Below are 14,510 nucleotides of genomic sequence, written 5' to 3'. Positions count from 1 at the left end.
GAATTTAAACGGAAATATTGATTTTATGAACGCTGTGGCCGATTGCTCGCAAACGATTGCGGATACCTTTCACGAGGATCTGCCTACCATAGAAATTGATAAAAAAATTTGAATCATGGGCATTTCCTAACAGAGTAGAGGGGATCCTTGGAATGACTTGAGTAAGTAATATCGACCGTATTAGTATGGCGCCGCACCAAGAGGAATGAATGGGCACCGTGGGCATTGCCGCGGTGCGTCGGCAATGGGCGCGATGACGGACCGCGCACGGGGCCGTCACCTGCCATTGCGCACCTGCAGCATGCCGCGACGTCGAGACGCCGCATTCACCGGAGAACGACGATGCCGACCGAAAAACACGTGGTCCCGCTACCGAATGGTCTGAAGGTCTACGTCGAACGGAACGTGTTCGACCCGGCGTTCGACACCGCCATGCTCGTCAACGGCGCGCTCGCGACGACCGCGTCGTTCGGGCAGACCGTCCAGTATCTCGGCGAGCGGATGAACACGATCTGCTTCGACCTGCCGTATGCGGGCCAGTCGCGCCAGCACAACCCGGGCTGCTACATCCTGACCAAGGACGACGAAGCCGCGATCCTCCAGTACCTGGTCGAGCATTTCGCGCCGGCGTTCCTCGTGTCGGTGTCGTGGGGCGGCGTCGCGTCGCTGTTCGCGCTCGCGCGCGGCTGCCCGAGCGTGCGGCGCGCGGCGATCTGCTCGTTCTCGCCGTTCCTGAACGACGCGATGGTCGACTACGTGACGCGTGCCCGCGACCACATCGCGGCCGGCGAGAACCTGAAGGCCGCGCAGCTGCTGAACGACACGGTCGGTCGCTACCTGCCGCGCATCATGAAGCTGTACAACTACCGGTATCTCACGCGCCTGCCGCGCGACGAGCAGGACCAGGTCGCGTTCCACGTCGACCAGATCCTGTCGCTGCAACCCGAACGCTACTTCAGCGAGTTCTCGAACATCGGTTGCGAGCTGCTGTTCCTGAACGGCGAGCGCGACGATTACACGACGCCGGCCGACGTGCGCCAGCTCGGCGCGCACGTGTCGCGCGCGCGGTTCGCGACGGTGCCGGACGCCGGCCATTTCCTCGACATCGAAGGCCGCGCGCAGCGCGAATACACGCGCACCGCGCTGCTCGACTTCTTCTGCGGCGAGGCGTCCGTCACGGCCGGCATGGCGCGCGCGGCCGCGCAGGCGTGCGTGTCCGCACCGATGCACGCGCTGTCGTCGTGACGCCAACCGTCGTGCATCGGGCCCATCCCGCACATCCGAATTCCCATCCCAACGAGGCAGGCCAGCCGTGAATATCGTTCAGACCATCGCCATCGTCGTTCCGTGGGCCGCATGGCTCGCCTACTGGATCGCCACGTCGCAGGGCGTGAAGACGACCGTGCGCAAGGAAGCATCGCGCTCGCGCACGCTGCAGTCGATTCCGCTGATCGTCGGCGGCGCGCTGATCATCCTGCCCGATCCGTCGTGGCAGGCGCTCGTGCCCGACTGGCAGCGCTTCGGGCTGCAGGCGCAGTGCGGGCTCGCGGTGCTGGTGGCCGGCCTGTTGTTCTCGGTATGGGCGCGGCTGCATCTCGGCACGAACTGGAGCGTGTCGGTCACGCTGAAGGAGGACCATGAGCTGGTCCGCACGGGGCCGTATGCGCTGGTACGTCACCCGATTTACACGGGCTGCCTGATCGCGCTCGTCGGCGCCGCGCTGATCGGCGGCGAATGGCGCGGCGCGATCGGCGTGCTGCTCGTGTTCGCATCGCTCGCGTACAAGGTGCGCGTCGAGGAAAGCTGGCTGACCGGGTATTTCGGGCCGGCGTACGCACAGTACCGCCGCGAAGTGGCGGCGCTGATTCCCGGCTTCTACTGATCCCGCGAGGCGCGCGATGGCGAAGATGATCGTGACCGCGATCGGCTCGGCGGGCGACGTGCATCCGCTGCTCGGCGTCGCGCGCACGCTCGCGGCGCGCGGTCACGACGTCGTGTTCTGCACGCACGCGCCGTTCGAGGCGGCCGTGCGCCGCTGCGGGTTCGCGTTCGTGCCGGTCGGTACCGCGGCCGAATACGACGCCGCGATGGAGAACCCGGCGCTGTGGGATCCGCGCACGTCGTTCCGCACGCTGTGGCAGGTGATCGCGCCGACGCTGCGGCCGCATTACGACGCGCTGCATGCGCTGACCGACGCCGACACGGTGCTCGTCGGCACGCTGTGGGCGTTCTCCGCGCGCTTCATGCAGGAGCGGCACGGCACACCGTACGTGTCGGTGCAGGTGTCGCCTTCGACGTTGCTGTCCGCGCATGCGCCGCCGACGCACCCGCGCCTGACGATTCCCGCGCGCTGGCCGCTGCCGGTGAAGTCGGCGCTGATGACGCTGATCGAGCGGCAGGTGCTCGACCGCGTGTGCGGCCCGGCGCTCGACGCGGTGCGCCGCGATCTCGGGCTCGCGCCAGCGCGGCGCGTGCTCGGCCGCTGGCTGCATTCGACCGACGGCGTGCTGTGCCTGTTTCCCGGCTGGTTCGCGCCGCCGCAGCCCGACTGGCCGTCGAACCATTTTCAAAGCGGTTTTCCGCTGTTCAACGATATTGCGACACCTGACGATGATGTGGCACTCGATGCGTTTCTCGCGGCCGGTGAGCCCCCGGTCGTGTTCACGGCCGGTTCGACACGCGTCGATCACGCGGCATACGCGCGCGCGGTGGCGGACGCGCTGCGCGCGACCGGCGCGCGCGGGATCCTGCTGACGCCGCACGATGCGGCGTCGCACGACGACCGGCTGCTCGTGCGCCGCTTCGTGCCGATGCGTACGCTGCTGCCGCGTTGCCGCGCGCTCGTGCATCACGGCGGGATCGGCACCGCGGCGCTCGCGTGTGAGGCCGGGATCGTGCAGGTCGTCACGCCGTTCGCGCACGACCAGTTCGACAACGCGCAACGCGTCGTCGCGAACGGCTGCGGCGTGCGCGTCGACGGCCCGGTCGATGGCGCGCGGCTCGGCGCGGCGCTCGCGCGCGTGCTTGCCGAACCGGCGTTCGCGGTGCATGCGAAGCGCACGCGCGCGCTGCTCGCGGCCGCACCCGACGGCTGCGACGCGGCCGCCGATTTCATCGAACGCTTCGTGCCGAAGCGCGGGCGGGTGGCCGCACGGGCCGATGTCGCGGTGGCCGGCGCATGAGCACCGCATCCCCGCTTCACGACGGGCCCGTCACGCCTTCCGCGTTCGACACGCCAGCGCCTGCGCCCGCGCCGGCCGCGCAGCCGGTGCGCGGCATCCGGCTCGCGCTGCTGACGTTCGCGCTGTCGCTCGCGACCTTCATCGAAGTGCTCGACTCGACCGTGACGAACGTCGCGGTGCCGGCGATCTCCGGCAGTCTCGGCGTATCGAACAGCCAGGGCACATGGGTGATCAGCTCGTACTCGGTCGCGGCGGCGATCGCGGTGCCGCTGACGGGCTGGCTCGCGCGCCGCGTCGGCGAGCTGCGGCTGTTCGTCGGCGCGGTGCTGCTGTTCACGCTGACGTCGCTGCTGTGCGGTCTCGCGCGCGACTTGCACGTGCTGGTGATCTGCCGCGCGCTGCAGGGTCTGTGCTCGGGGCCGATGGTGCCGCTGTCGCAGACGATCCTGCTGCGCACGTTCCCGCCGGACAAGCGCACGATCGCGCTCGCGCTGTGGGCGATGACGGTGCTGCTCGCGCCGATCTTCGGGCCGGTGGTCGGCGGCTGGATCGTCGACAACTTCTCGTGGCCGTGGATCTTCCTGATCAACTTGCCGATCGGGCTGTTCTCGTTCGCGGTGTGCACCGCGATGCTGCGCCCCGACGCGCAGCGCGGCGCGGCCGGCCCGATCGACGTGCCGGGCATCGTGCTGCTCGTGATCGGCGTCGGCTCGCTGCAGGCGATGCTCGACCTCGGCCACGACCGTGGCTGGTTCGGCTCGCCGCTGATCGTCACGCTCGCGGTGGTCGCGACGCTCGCGATCGTGTCGCTGCTGATCTGGGAGGCGGGCGAAGCGCATCCCGTCGTCGATCTCAGCCTGTTTCGCGACCGCACGTTCTCGTTCTGCGTGCTGATCATCTCGCTCGGGATGATGAGCTTCTCGGTGGTCGGCGTCGTGTTCCCGCTGTGGATGCAGGCCGTGATGGGCTACAACGCGTTTCATGCGGGGCTCGCGACTGCGTCGCTCGGCGTGCTCGCGCTCGTGTTCTCGATTCTCGTCGGGATTCACGCGCACCGTTTCGACGCGCGCGTGCTCGCGACGTTCGGCTTCCTCGTGTTCGCGGCCGTGCTCGCGTGGGATGCGCATTTCACGCTGAAGATGACGTTCGCGCAGATCGCCGCGCCGGGGCTGATCCAGGGGATCGGGCTGCCGTGCTTCTTCATTCCGCTGACCGCCGCGACGCTGTCGCGCATTCCGGACGACCGGCTCGCCGCCGCGTCGAGCCTGTCGAACTTCCTGCGCACGCTGTCCGCCGCGTTCGGCACGGCGATGAGCGTGACGCTGTGGGAAAACCGCGCGACCTATCACTACGACGTCGTGTCGCAATCGGTCACGCACGCATCGGCGAACACGCAGCGCTTCGTGCACTCGCTGAACGCGATGGGCGTGGACGGCGTGCGCGAGCTGTCGACGCTGCACCAGGTCGTGATGCAGCAGGCGTACATGATGGCGACCAACGACATGTTCTGGATGGCGAGCATGACGTGTCTCGCACTCGCGGCGATGATGTGGCTGACGCGGCCGAAGCGCGGCGCGGCCGCGTCGTTCGGGCATTGAGGAGAAGACCATGACGACACTCGGCGCACTCGTGATCCTGTATCACCCGAGCGATGCGCAGCTCGATGCGCTCCGCGCATGGCGGCATGCGTGCGACGCGCTGCTCGTCGTCGACAACACGCCGCAGCCCGATGCGCGGGCGCGCGAGCTGTGCGAGCGGGAGGGCATCGCGCTGCTGCATCACGGCAATCGCGGCGGGATCGCGGGCGCGTACAACGCGGGGCTCGCGGCGCTGTTTCGCGACCGCATCGACGCGGTCGCACTGTTCGACCAGGATTCGTCGGTGCCGGCCGCGTATTTTCCGGTGATGCGCGACGTCTGCGCGGGGCTGGCCGGGCGCGCGTTCCTGGCCGGCCCGCGCATCTTCGACGAAAACGCGCGCAGCTTCCTGCCGGAGCTCTCGACCAACGGGATCGGGCTGCGCCGCCTGCGCATCGAGCCGGGCGCGCCGCTGCAGCGCTGCGCGTTCCTGATCTCGTCGGGCTGCGTGGTGTCGCGCGACGCGTTCGACCTGCTCGGCCGCTTCGACGAGACGCTGTTCATCGACCACGTCGACACCGAATACAGCTTCCGCGCGCTGTCGCGCAACGTGCCGCTCTATGTCGTGCCGTCGCTGGTGCTGCCGCACCGGATCGGCGCGAAGCAGCGGCATGCGATCGGCCCTTTTGAAATGACGTCGATGAATCATTCGTGGCAACGGCGCTACTACAGCGCGCGCAATGCGGTGCAGCTCGGGATGCAGTACGGGCTGCGTTTTCCGGTGGCGATCGTGCCGAACCTGCTGACCGTCTGGCAGGTCGTGCAGATCGCGCTCGTCGAACGCGACAAGCGCGCGAAGCTCGCCGGCATCCTGTTCGGCGTCGCGGACGGCCTGTTCGGCCGGCTCGGCCCGCTCGAACGCACGCGGCCGCGCCTGGCCGCGCGTGCGCAGCGCGTTCGGCAGGGGTGACGATGCGGCATTCGAGAAAAGCGGCGGGTTCGGCGCGTGGCGTGAAGGGCGGCTCGACGATCGCGGCGGCGGCCATGCTGTTCGCCTTGGGGGGCTGCGTGCCGTCGGGGTTCCTGCCGTCGCTGTCGTTGCGCGCGCCGGCCGGCGATGCGCTCGCGCATACGGTCGGCCCCGGCGCGAACGGCGCGTGGCCGGCGCCGGATTGGGTGAAGCAGCTTCAGGATCCGCAGCTCGACGACCTGGTGGCCGAGGCGTCGCAGAACAGTCCCGATGTGCAGGTCGCACAGGCGCGGTTGCGCATCGCGCAGGCGCAGCTTCAGCAATTCGATTCGCTTATCGGGCTCACGGGCACGGCCGGCGCGACGATCAGCCGCGCGCGGATGCCGAAACCCGGCGACATCGCCGACGTGACGGCCGGCGGCTATCGCGTGCCGGTGCAGATCTTCGGCGATCCGAACGTATCGCCGTCGTCGATCTTCGTCGGGTTGAACTACCAGCTCGACCTGTGGGGCAAGAACCGCGCGGCGACGAAGAGCCTGATGTCGCTGCGCGACGCGGCGGGCGTCGAGGCCGAACAGGTACGGCTGACACTCGCCGTCGCGATCGTCACCGTGTACTGCCAGCTCGACCAGACGTACGCGGTGCGCGACCTGTTGCAGCAGAAGCTGAAGATCAGCCAGCGCGTGACGGCCGTGCTGCGCGAGCGTACCGCGCGCGGCCTCGACAACGCGTACGACGCGAGCGACGCGTCGATCAAGCGCAGCCGCCTGCTCGAACAGATCGCGCTGAACGACGAGCAGATCAAACTCGCGCAACTGCAGCTCGGCGTGCTGTCGGGCCGCGGTCCCGAGCGCGGTCTCGCGCTGCAGCGGCCGCGCGTCGGCGCGTTCGCGGGCGGCGCCGTGCCCGCGCGGCTGCCGGCCGATCTCCTCGGCCGCCGGCCCGACATCGTCGCCGCGCGGCTGCGTGTCGAAGCCGCGTTCGCGAATGCCGATTCGACGCGCGCGCAGTTCTATCCGGACGTGAACCTCGTCGCGCTCGGCGGCGTGTTCGCGCTGACACCCGCATCGCTGTTCTCGCGCGATTCGCTCGCCGGCTCAGTCGGTCCGGCGATCTCGCTGCCGATCTTCGATCGCGGCCGGCTGAAGGCGAAGCTCGGCGCGGACGTCGCGCAGGCCGACGTCGCGATCGGGCTATACAACAAGACCGTCGACGATGCGCTCGGGCAGGTCGCGCAGCTCGTCACGTCCCTGCAGACGTCGCAGACGCTCGTGACGCAGCAGCAGGACGCGGTCGCGGCCGCGCAGAAGATCGTGCAGATCGCGGCCGACCGCCACCGGCGCGGCGTGCTGATGCAGAAGGATGTCGATGTCGCGGATCTCACGCTGATCGACGAGCGCACGCAGATGATCGCGTTGCTCGGCCGGCAGCGCACGCTGCGCGTCGGGTTGATCGGCGCGCTCGGCGGCGGGTTCGATGCGGGCGCAACGGTGGCGCAGGTGCAGACGCCGGCCGTGCATCGGGCGCGCAGCGGGGCGGCGAAGCGGGGTGCTGCGACCACGGCACCTGCAGCGCTCGCCGTGGCGGCTGCGACCGCCACGATCACACCGGCCACCGCCGCGACCGTGAGCCGATCGGTGTCAGGGCCGTCGGCCGATGCACGTGCGCAGGGCGCGGCCGTCCGGCCGGTCGTCGCCGCATCGGATGCGGGGTCTGCGCGACGCGACGACGCGGCACGCACGCCGGCTGTCGACACGACGCCTCGCGGCACGCCCGTTCTTGCGCGCACGGCGACGACGATCGCGGCGCCGGCCCCGTCGGTCACCCAGCCGATCCCCCTGTTCCAGCACGATCGACTGATCGTTACGCAAAGCGACTGATGCACCACGACAACCTTCATACCGCCGCGCCGCCGGCCGCACAGACCGACCCGGCACTCGCTGCGCGCCGCGCGACGCGTCGCAAGCGCTTTACCGTGTTCTTCGCGATCGTGCTGCTGGCCGCGATCGCGTGGATCGCGTACTGGCTGCTGAGCGACCGCTACTACGAGGACACCGACGACGCGTACGTCGCGGGCAGCATCGTGCAGGTCGCCGCGCAGATCCCCGGCGCCGTGACCGACGTGCTGGTGGCCGATACGCAGGCCGTGCGCGCCGGGCAGACGCTCGTGCGGCTCGACGACACCGAGGCATCCGTCGCGTTCGCGCAGGCGAAGGCGCAGCTCGCGCAGGCCGTGAGGCAGGTGGCAAACGCGAAGATCTCGAACACGATGTACGTCGAGGCCGTGAATGCGCGTCGCGCCGACCTGTCGCTCGCGCAGCGCGCATTCGTCGCGCGCTCGGGCGCGTCGGTCGAGATCGTCGCGCCGGAGGAGCTGGCGCGCGCGCGCGCGGCGGTGGCCGGCGCGCAGGCGAGCCTCGCGGCCGCGCAGGCCCAGCTCGACGCGGCGCGCGCGCTCGGCAGCAAGCTGCCCGTCGACGAAAGCCCGGCCGTCGTGCAGGCGGCCGCGCAGTTCAAGCTCGCGTACCGCAACCTGAAACGAACGACGATCGTCGCACCCGTCGACGGTACGATCGGGCAGCGCTCGGTGCAGGTCGGCCAGCAGGTCGGGCCCGGCGTGCCGCTGATGTCGGTCGTGCAGCTCAGCCAGCTCTGGATCGAGGCGAATTTCAAGGAAGGGCAGATCCGCCACATGCGCGTCGGCCAGCCGGTCGAGGTCGTGTCGGATCTCTACGGCTCGCGGGTCGCCTATCGCGGCCGCGTGCAGGGCTTCTCGGCCGGTACGGGCAGCGCCTTCTCGATGCTGCCGTCGCAGAACGCGGCCGGCAACTGGATCAAGGTCGTGCAGCGCGTGCCGGTCGTGATCGCGCTCGATCCGCGCGATCTCGCCGCGCATCCGCTGCGCGTCGGGCTGTCGATGCGCGCGACGGTCGACACGCGTGACCGCAACGGCCACGCGCTCGACAGCGAGCCACCGACGCCGGCCGTCAGCACGCGCGTGCACGACGGCGTCGCGAGCGACGCGGAAGCGGCGGCTGCCGCGATCATCCGCGAGAATCAGGGCGGCTGACGCCCGTCGGAAAAGGAAAGGGCCTGCCGCGAGCGCCGGTCCGCCTCCCGATAGGGTGCGCGTCCCGCGTCGCGTCCGGCGCCGTCCCGTCGTTTCCCGCCCGACTTTCGTATTTCCGCCATCGATGTCGGCGCCGATCAAACGCATGTCGCGTTTGAGACATCGGCGCCCCTGCCTCCGGGACTACTCTCGAACAGCACGTTGCGTGTGCGCCGCATGAGACGGCGCGCCGCGGCGCCATCCAACGAGACATGGAGACAATACGATGAGCAGCAATCGAGGTGTCGTCTATCTTGGACCGGGCCAGGTCGAAGTCCAGAAAATCGATTATCCGAAGATGGTCGACCCGAGCGGCCGCGCGATCGGCCACGGCGTGATCCTGAAAGTGGTCAGCACGAACATCTGCGGCTCCGACCAGCACATGGTGCGTGGCCGCACGACCGCACCGGTCGGCCTCGTGCTCGGTCACGAGATTACCGGCGAAGTGGTCGAAGTGGGCCGCGACGTCGAGACGCTGAAGATCGGCGATCTCGTGTCGGTGCCGTTCAACGTCGCCTGCGGCCGCTGCGCGATGTGCAAGGACACGCATACGGGCGTGTGCCTGAACGTGAACCCGTCGCGTGCCGGCGGTGCTTACGGCTACGTCGACATGGGCGGCTGGATCGGCGGCCAGGCCGAGTACGTGCTCGTGCCGTACGCCGATTTCAACCTGCTGAAATTCCCGGACCGCGACCAGGCGATGTCGAAGATCCGCGACCTGACCTGCCTGTCCGACATTCTGCCGACCGGTTATCACGGTGCGGTGAGCGCGGGCGTGAAACCGGGCTCGACGGTCTATATCGCGGGCGCGGGCCCGGTCGGCATGGCTGCCGCCGCATCGGCACGCCTGCTCGGCGCGGCCGTCACGATCGTCGGCGACATGAATGCGGAACGTCTCGCGCATGCGCGTGCGATGGGCTTCGAGACGGTCGACCTGTCGAAGGATGCATCGCTCGGCGAGCAGATCGAGCAGATCCTCGGTGTACCCGAGATCGACTGCGCGGTCGACTGCGTCGGCTTCGAGGCGCACGGCCACGGCTCGTCGGGCCATGCGGAGGAAGCGCCCGCGACGGTGCTGAATTCGCTGATGGAAATCACGCGGCCGGCCGGCGCGATCGGCATCCCGGGCCTGTACGTGACGGACGATCCGGGCGCGAAGGACAAGGCGGCGCAGCACGGCAGCCTGAGCATCCGCTTCGGCCTCGGCTGGGCGAAGTCGCACTCGTTCTTCACGGGCCAGACGCCGGTGCTGAAGTACAACCGCAACCTGATGCAGGCGATCCTGTTCGACCGGCTGCCGATCGCGAAGATCGTCAACGTCGAAGTGATCTCGCTCGACCAGGCGCCGGAAGGCTACAAGAAGTTCGACGGCGGCGCGCCGCGCAAATTCGTCATCGACCCGCACGGGTTGCTGGCGGCGTGATGTGCTAGCGCTCGATACGCTACACGCTGAACGCAAACGGGCGGCTCCGGAAACGGGCCGCCCGTTTTTGTTGCGGGCGCGGGGCGAGCGAGGGGAGTCGAAGATCGGTTCGGAAAGCGAATCGTCCGGCGCGAACGGCCGGACTCCGCGCTCAGTGGCCGCGATAGAGTTTCGCGACCTCGGCGTTGCTGGACGCCGTGTACCGCCCATGGCGGGTATGCAGGCTCACGCGGCGAATCGGATGCGTGCGATGCGCGGCATCGCGGCTGCCTTTCCAGTCGGCCATGCGAACTGCGCTGGCGTGTGGCCGGTCGGGTGCGCGCATCGACGGTGCGGCTTGCGCAACCTGCATCTTGCCGGCAGTCAGGCTGGCGTTCGCGTCGGCGTGTGGCGGAATGGCCGCCAGTTGCGGCGTGCGGTCGGGCGGATGAAACGGAAAAGCGGGCGTCGGCAATACCGGCAGCATCGGCTCGTTCACCGTATGCAAGCCGGATTCGGTCGCAGTGGCTGCCGGCGCACCGGACCCTCGGCAGACGGGATCGGCCTTGCATGTGCGGTCGACCATCACATAGCCGCCGACCAGCAGCACGAGTGTCAGGAGGCTCAGGATCGGTGCGCTCGATGCGCTCGGCCGCCGGAACGTCGCGTTGCGCAGCGAGTGCGCGACGCGCGACGACCATGAACGGACGGCATGCGGCGCGTGAGCGGCGTGCGCAGGATCGGGCGTATGACGAAGCGGATCGAACGGCCAGTCCCACTGGCCGCAGGCGGGGCAGCGCTCGAGTGCGTGGGGCGCGACGAATCCGCACTCCCTGCACCGGCAACGCTCGGCGTGCCGAGATTCGGCGCGTGCGTTCGACACGGTGCGCCATGCGTCGCGCGTGCGAACGTTCCGGTTGGGCAGGACACGCATCGTCAGCGGCCGGCGGGCGCCATCAACGGAGCACACGTCGACGATCGTTCGCGTTCGGTGTTCATGTGATTCTCCATAACATCGGACGCGTGGAATCCGTTCGTCCGCGGCTACCTGTCGCTTCATTCTTTGTCGCTGGCACGTGAAACGCAAGGACGATGTCGGTCGTTCCCGGCCGCGCGTCTGGCGCTAGCCGTCGTGTCGTTGCCGCGCCGCGAGCGTCCCGACGGTCTCCATCGCGCGCTCGACGGCCGGCGTCCACGGCCGGCCGTAGTTGAGCCGCAGGTAGCGGCGAAATCCGCCGGTCGCGGAAAAGATCGGCCCCGGCGCGATGCTGACGCCGCTTTCCATCGCAGCGTCGAACAGGTGCATCGCATCGACGCGCGGCGGCAGTTCGATCCACAGGAAATACCCGCCACGCGGCGCGAATACTTCGGTGTCCGCCGGAAAATACGCGCGCACGGCCGCGAGCATCTGCGCCTGGTGCGCGGCGAGATTGCGCCGCAGCTTGCGCAGGAAGCGGTCGTATGCGCCGTCGCGCAGGTAGCTCGAAATCGCCAGCTGTGCGGGCACGTCGGCGGCTGGCGCGCTCGCGCCCTTTGCCTGCCGAATCTGCCGCACGTAGCGCCCGGCCGCGACCCAGCCGATCCGGAACCCGGGCGCGAGACATTTCGAGAACGACCCGCAATGCAGGACGAGCCCGCTGTCGTCATACAGTTTCGCGGGGCGCGTGGGCGCCGTGCCGAAATGCAGTTCGCCGTACACGTCGTCCTCGATCAGCGGCACGCCGCGCGACGCGAGCAGGTCGATCAGCGCGCGCTTGCGCTCGTCGCTCAGCGTCGCGCCGGTCGGGTTGTGGAACGACGTCATGAACCAGCACGCGCGCACCGGATGCGTGTCGAGCGCCTGCGCGAGCGCATCGAGATCGAGGCCCGTGCGCGGGTCGACCGGAATCTCGACGGCTTTCAGGTGCAGGCGCTGCACGGCGTGCAGTACCGCGTGGAATGCCGGCCGTTCGATCGCGACGATGTCGCCGGGACGCGTCAGCGCCTGCAGGCAGAGCGTCAACGCTTCGAGCGCGCCGGTCGTGATGACGATCTCGTCCAGCGGCAAGGCGGCGCCCGCGTTCAGGTAACGCAACGCGATCTGCCGGCGCAATGCGTCATTGCCGGGCGGTAATCCCGACAGCAGTTTCGTGCGGTCCATGCTGCGGGCCGCCGACGCCATGTAGCGCCACAGGCTGCTCATCGGGAACAGCGAGTAACTGGCGAATGCCGAGCCGAGCGGGACGATGTCGTCGCATTTGAGGGAGTCGAGCAGGCGGAGCAGCGTGTCGTCGTCGTTGTCGTCGCCGTCGGCTGGTGTGGCGGCCGGCTTGCGCGGCGGATCGTCGCCGAACCGCACATGCTTGTCTGCCAGGTTCGCAACGAAATATCCGGAGCGGGCTCGCGCGACGATCAGACCCTCGCTTTCGAGCGCGTAGTACGCGCGAAACACGGTGGACGGGCTCACGCCATATGCGCGGCACGCGGCGCGCACGGTGGGGATGCGCGCACCGACTGCCAGGTCGCCGCGCCGGATCGCGTCGGCGATCGTCTGTGCCAGCGCCGCATATCGCTTCATGCCTGCCCCCCGGCCGCTCGAAGCCTCGCTGAAAAAAGAGTAGGGCACGGCACCCGTCGCACGCAAGCGCGCCCCCAATCGCTGATCCGTATGTTTTTTGAGCGCTCTGATGCTGTTCTTTCGTCTGACAAGCGGGCATTCTCCAGCACGTCCCATTCCCGATGTCCGACCGAGACGGAATCCACGCTGCATGGCGGCGGCTCCGTGACCCACGCATGTCCTGCATGGGTTCCTGTCCGCGGCGTCCTGACCCTATCCGGAAGCATCCAGCGTGAAACTGAAGACTCTCGCCGCCGGCCTCGTGGCCGGCATCGCCCTCACCCTGTCCGGCGGCGCCGCGCAGGCTGCCTGCGTCAGCAATCCCGCCGCCCAGCCGAATGCGACGTTTCCAGCCGCGCTCACCGGCAAGCTCGTCTATCACAGCTACGTGAAGTACGGCGACGGCACGAGCCAGCTGTTCCTCTACGACTTCTCGGCCCATACGCTGACGCAACTGAGCAAGAGCACGTGGGGCATCACCGACCCGATGAACGGCGTGTTCAGCCCCGACGGCAAGTGGCTCGCGTTCATGGGCATCAGCAACGGCGCATGGAACGTGTTCATGCTGCAGCTCGGCGCCGGCACGCCGCCCGTCAACCTGACGAACAGCACGGGCGCGACGCGCAACGAGGACCCGAAATTCAGCGCGGACGGCAAGACGCTCGTGTTCAAGCAGAACGGCGACGTCAAGCAGGCGACGCTGTCGTACACGAGCGCGGGCCCGACGTTCACGTCGGTCGTGAGCCTGACGAACGCGCCGTCCGGCGCCGAATACTCGATGCCGTACCTCGCACCGGATGCGAGCGCCGTGTACTACGCGACCGGCACCGGCTCGAACATGGGGTTGATGAAGCGCACGCTCGCGACCGGCGCGACCGCCGTGTTCGATCATCCGGCCGGGCTGCAGACCTACTACCCGATCGTGCGGGCGGACGGCATGGTGTTCTATGCGCGCTGGAAGGACAGCGGCGGGGCCGACCAGATCTATTCGAAGACGGCCGACCCGGCATCGACGCCGAACGCGCTGGCGCTCAACGACTGCGTGAGCAACAACTCGGATCCGGCGCCGGTGAGCGGCACGAACTACCTGTTCTTCTCGTCGACGACGGCAGGCGGCTATCAGCTTTATGTGGGCGACGTGACGACCGGCCAGCGCTGGAGCCTGTCGCAATTCGGCGTGAATGCCGACACGACGAAGGCGAAGCTCGGATCGAGCTACTACGGCGGCCCGGCCGTCGCGCAGCCGACGCTGCTGTCGCAGGGGCGCCCGGCCGCCGCGTCGGCGAGCTACAACGCGTCGCTCACGGCGGACAAGGCGTTCGACGGCAACACGACGAGCACGCGCTGGGATTCGCCGGAAGGCGCCGGCGTCGATCCGCAATGGATCTCGGTGGATCTCGGCGCGGTGAAGCACATCGATCACGTCGATCTCTACTGGGATGCGGGCGCGCTCGTCTATCAGATCCAGACGTCGAACGACAACGCGAACTGGACGACGATCTACTCGACGAGCAACGGCGGTTCATATAGTCACGTCACGCTGCCGAATCTCAACGGAAGCGGCCGCTACGTGCGGATGCTCGGCACGAAGCGTGCGACGCAGTGGGGCTACTCGCTCTACGAAATGCAGGTGTGGGGATCCTGAGCACAATGAAAAAACGGCCTTGATGGCCG

11 protein-coding genes are annotated in these 14,510 nt (G+C 68.5%); 9 read left to right on the top strand and 2 right to left on the bottom strand.

Annotation, left to right across the window (positions count from 1 at the left end; translation table 11 throughout):
* Window positions 1-342: 342 nt before the first annotated feature.
* From HWX87_RS18080 to fdhA, 8 genes are all read left to right on the top strand, one after another.
* The gene (locus HWX87_RS18080; protein ID WP_176048387.1) at window positions 343-1,245 is read left to right on the top strand and encodes an alpha/beta hydrolase; all 903 of its coding nucleotides are present in this window, start codon (window positions 343-345) and stop codon (window positions 1,243-1,245) included.
* Window positions 1,246-1,312: 67 nt separating this feature from the next.
* Window positions 1,313-1,882 carry an isoprenylcysteine carboxylmethyltransferase family protein gene (locus tag HWX87_RS18075; protein WP_011547084.1) on the top strand — a complete coding sequence of 190 codons (570 nt, stop codon included), beginning with the start codon at window positions 1,313-1,315 and terminating at the stop codon, window positions 1,880-1,882.
* A 16-nt stretch (window positions 1,883-1,898) separates the two neighbouring features.
* On the top strand, window positions 1,899-3,182 hold the full coding sequence (locus HWX87_RS18070) for a nucleotide disphospho-sugar-binding domain-containing protein (protein WP_176048386.1): 1,284 nt from the start codon (window positions 1,899-1,901) through the stop codon (window positions 3,180-3,182).
* Window positions 3,179-4,780 carry a DHA2 family efflux MFS transporter permease subunit gene (locus HWX87_RS18065; RefSeq protein ID WP_176048385.1) on the top strand — a complete coding sequence of 534 codons (1,602 nt, stop codon included), beginning with the start codon at window positions 3,179-3,181 and terminating at the stop codon, window positions 4,778-4,780. Before HWX87_RS18070 ends, HWX87_RS18065 begins: the two co-directional genes overlap by 4 nt.
* A gap of 10 nt (window positions 4,781-4,790) precedes the next feature.
* Window positions 4,791-5,729, top strand: coding sequence for a glycosyltransferase family 2 protein (locus HWX87_RS18060; RefSeq protein WP_176048384.1), 939 nt, complete (start codon window positions 4,791-4,793; stop codon window positions 5,727-5,729).
* Between the two features lie 2 nt (window positions 5,730-5,731).
* Window positions 5,732-7,609: an efflux transporter outer membrane subunit gene (locus tag HWX87_RS18055; protein WP_176048383.1), complete on the top strand. Its 1,878-nt coding sequence runs from the start codon at window positions 5,732-5,734 to the stop codon at window positions 7,607-7,609.
* Entirely contained in the window at window positions 7,609-8,799 is a 1,191-nt protein-coding gene (locus tag HWX87_RS18050) for an efflux RND transporter periplasmic adaptor subunit (RefSeq protein WP_176048382.1), read from the top strand. The genes HWX87_RS18055 and HWX87_RS18050 overlap by 1 nt, the downstream gene beginning before the upstream one ends.
* 265 nt (window positions 8,800-9,064) lie before the next feature.
* A complete protein-coding gene (fdhA, locus tag HWX87_RS18045; protein ID WP_176048381.1) occupies window positions 9,065-10,261 on the top strand; it encodes a formaldehyde dehydrogenase, glutathione-independent in 1,197 nt (398 codons plus the stop codon).
* A 151-nt stretch (window positions 10,262-10,412) separates the two neighbouring features.
* Here fdhA and HWX87_RS18040 read toward each other — a convergent pair whose 3' ends face one another.
* Window positions 10,413-11,174, bottom strand: a complete 762-nt coding sequence (locus HWX87_RS18040; protein ID WP_176048380.1) for a hypothetical protein — start codon at window positions 11,172-11,174, stop codon at window positions 10,413-10,415.
* A 189-nt stretch (window positions 11,175-11,363) separates the two neighbouring features.
* The gene (locus HWX87_RS18035) at window positions 11,364-12,797 is read right to left on the bottom strand and encodes a PLP-dependent aminotransferase family protein (protein ID WP_176048379.1); all 1,434 of its coding nucleotides are present in this window, start codon (window positions 12,795-12,797) and stop codon (window positions 11,364-11,366) included.
* Window positions 12,798-13,068: 271 nt separating this feature from the next.
* Between HWX87_RS18035 and HWX87_RS18030 the strand changes: the two genes are divergently transcribed.
* A complete protein-coding gene (locus tag HWX87_RS18030) occupies window positions 13,069-14,481 on the top strand; it encodes a discoidin domain-containing protein (RefSeq protein WP_176048378.1) in 1,413 nt (470 codons plus the stop codon).
* Window positions 14,482-14,510: the final 29 nt, after the last annotated feature.

This window comes from Burkholderia sp. BCC1644, from assembly GCF_902833225.1.
Lineage (GTDB): Bacteria > Pseudomonadota > Gammaproteobacteria > Burkholderiales > Burkholderiaceae > Burkholderia.
Note: the sequence above shows the minus strand (reverse complement) of the source record. Positions and strands in the feature narration are given on the sequence as shown.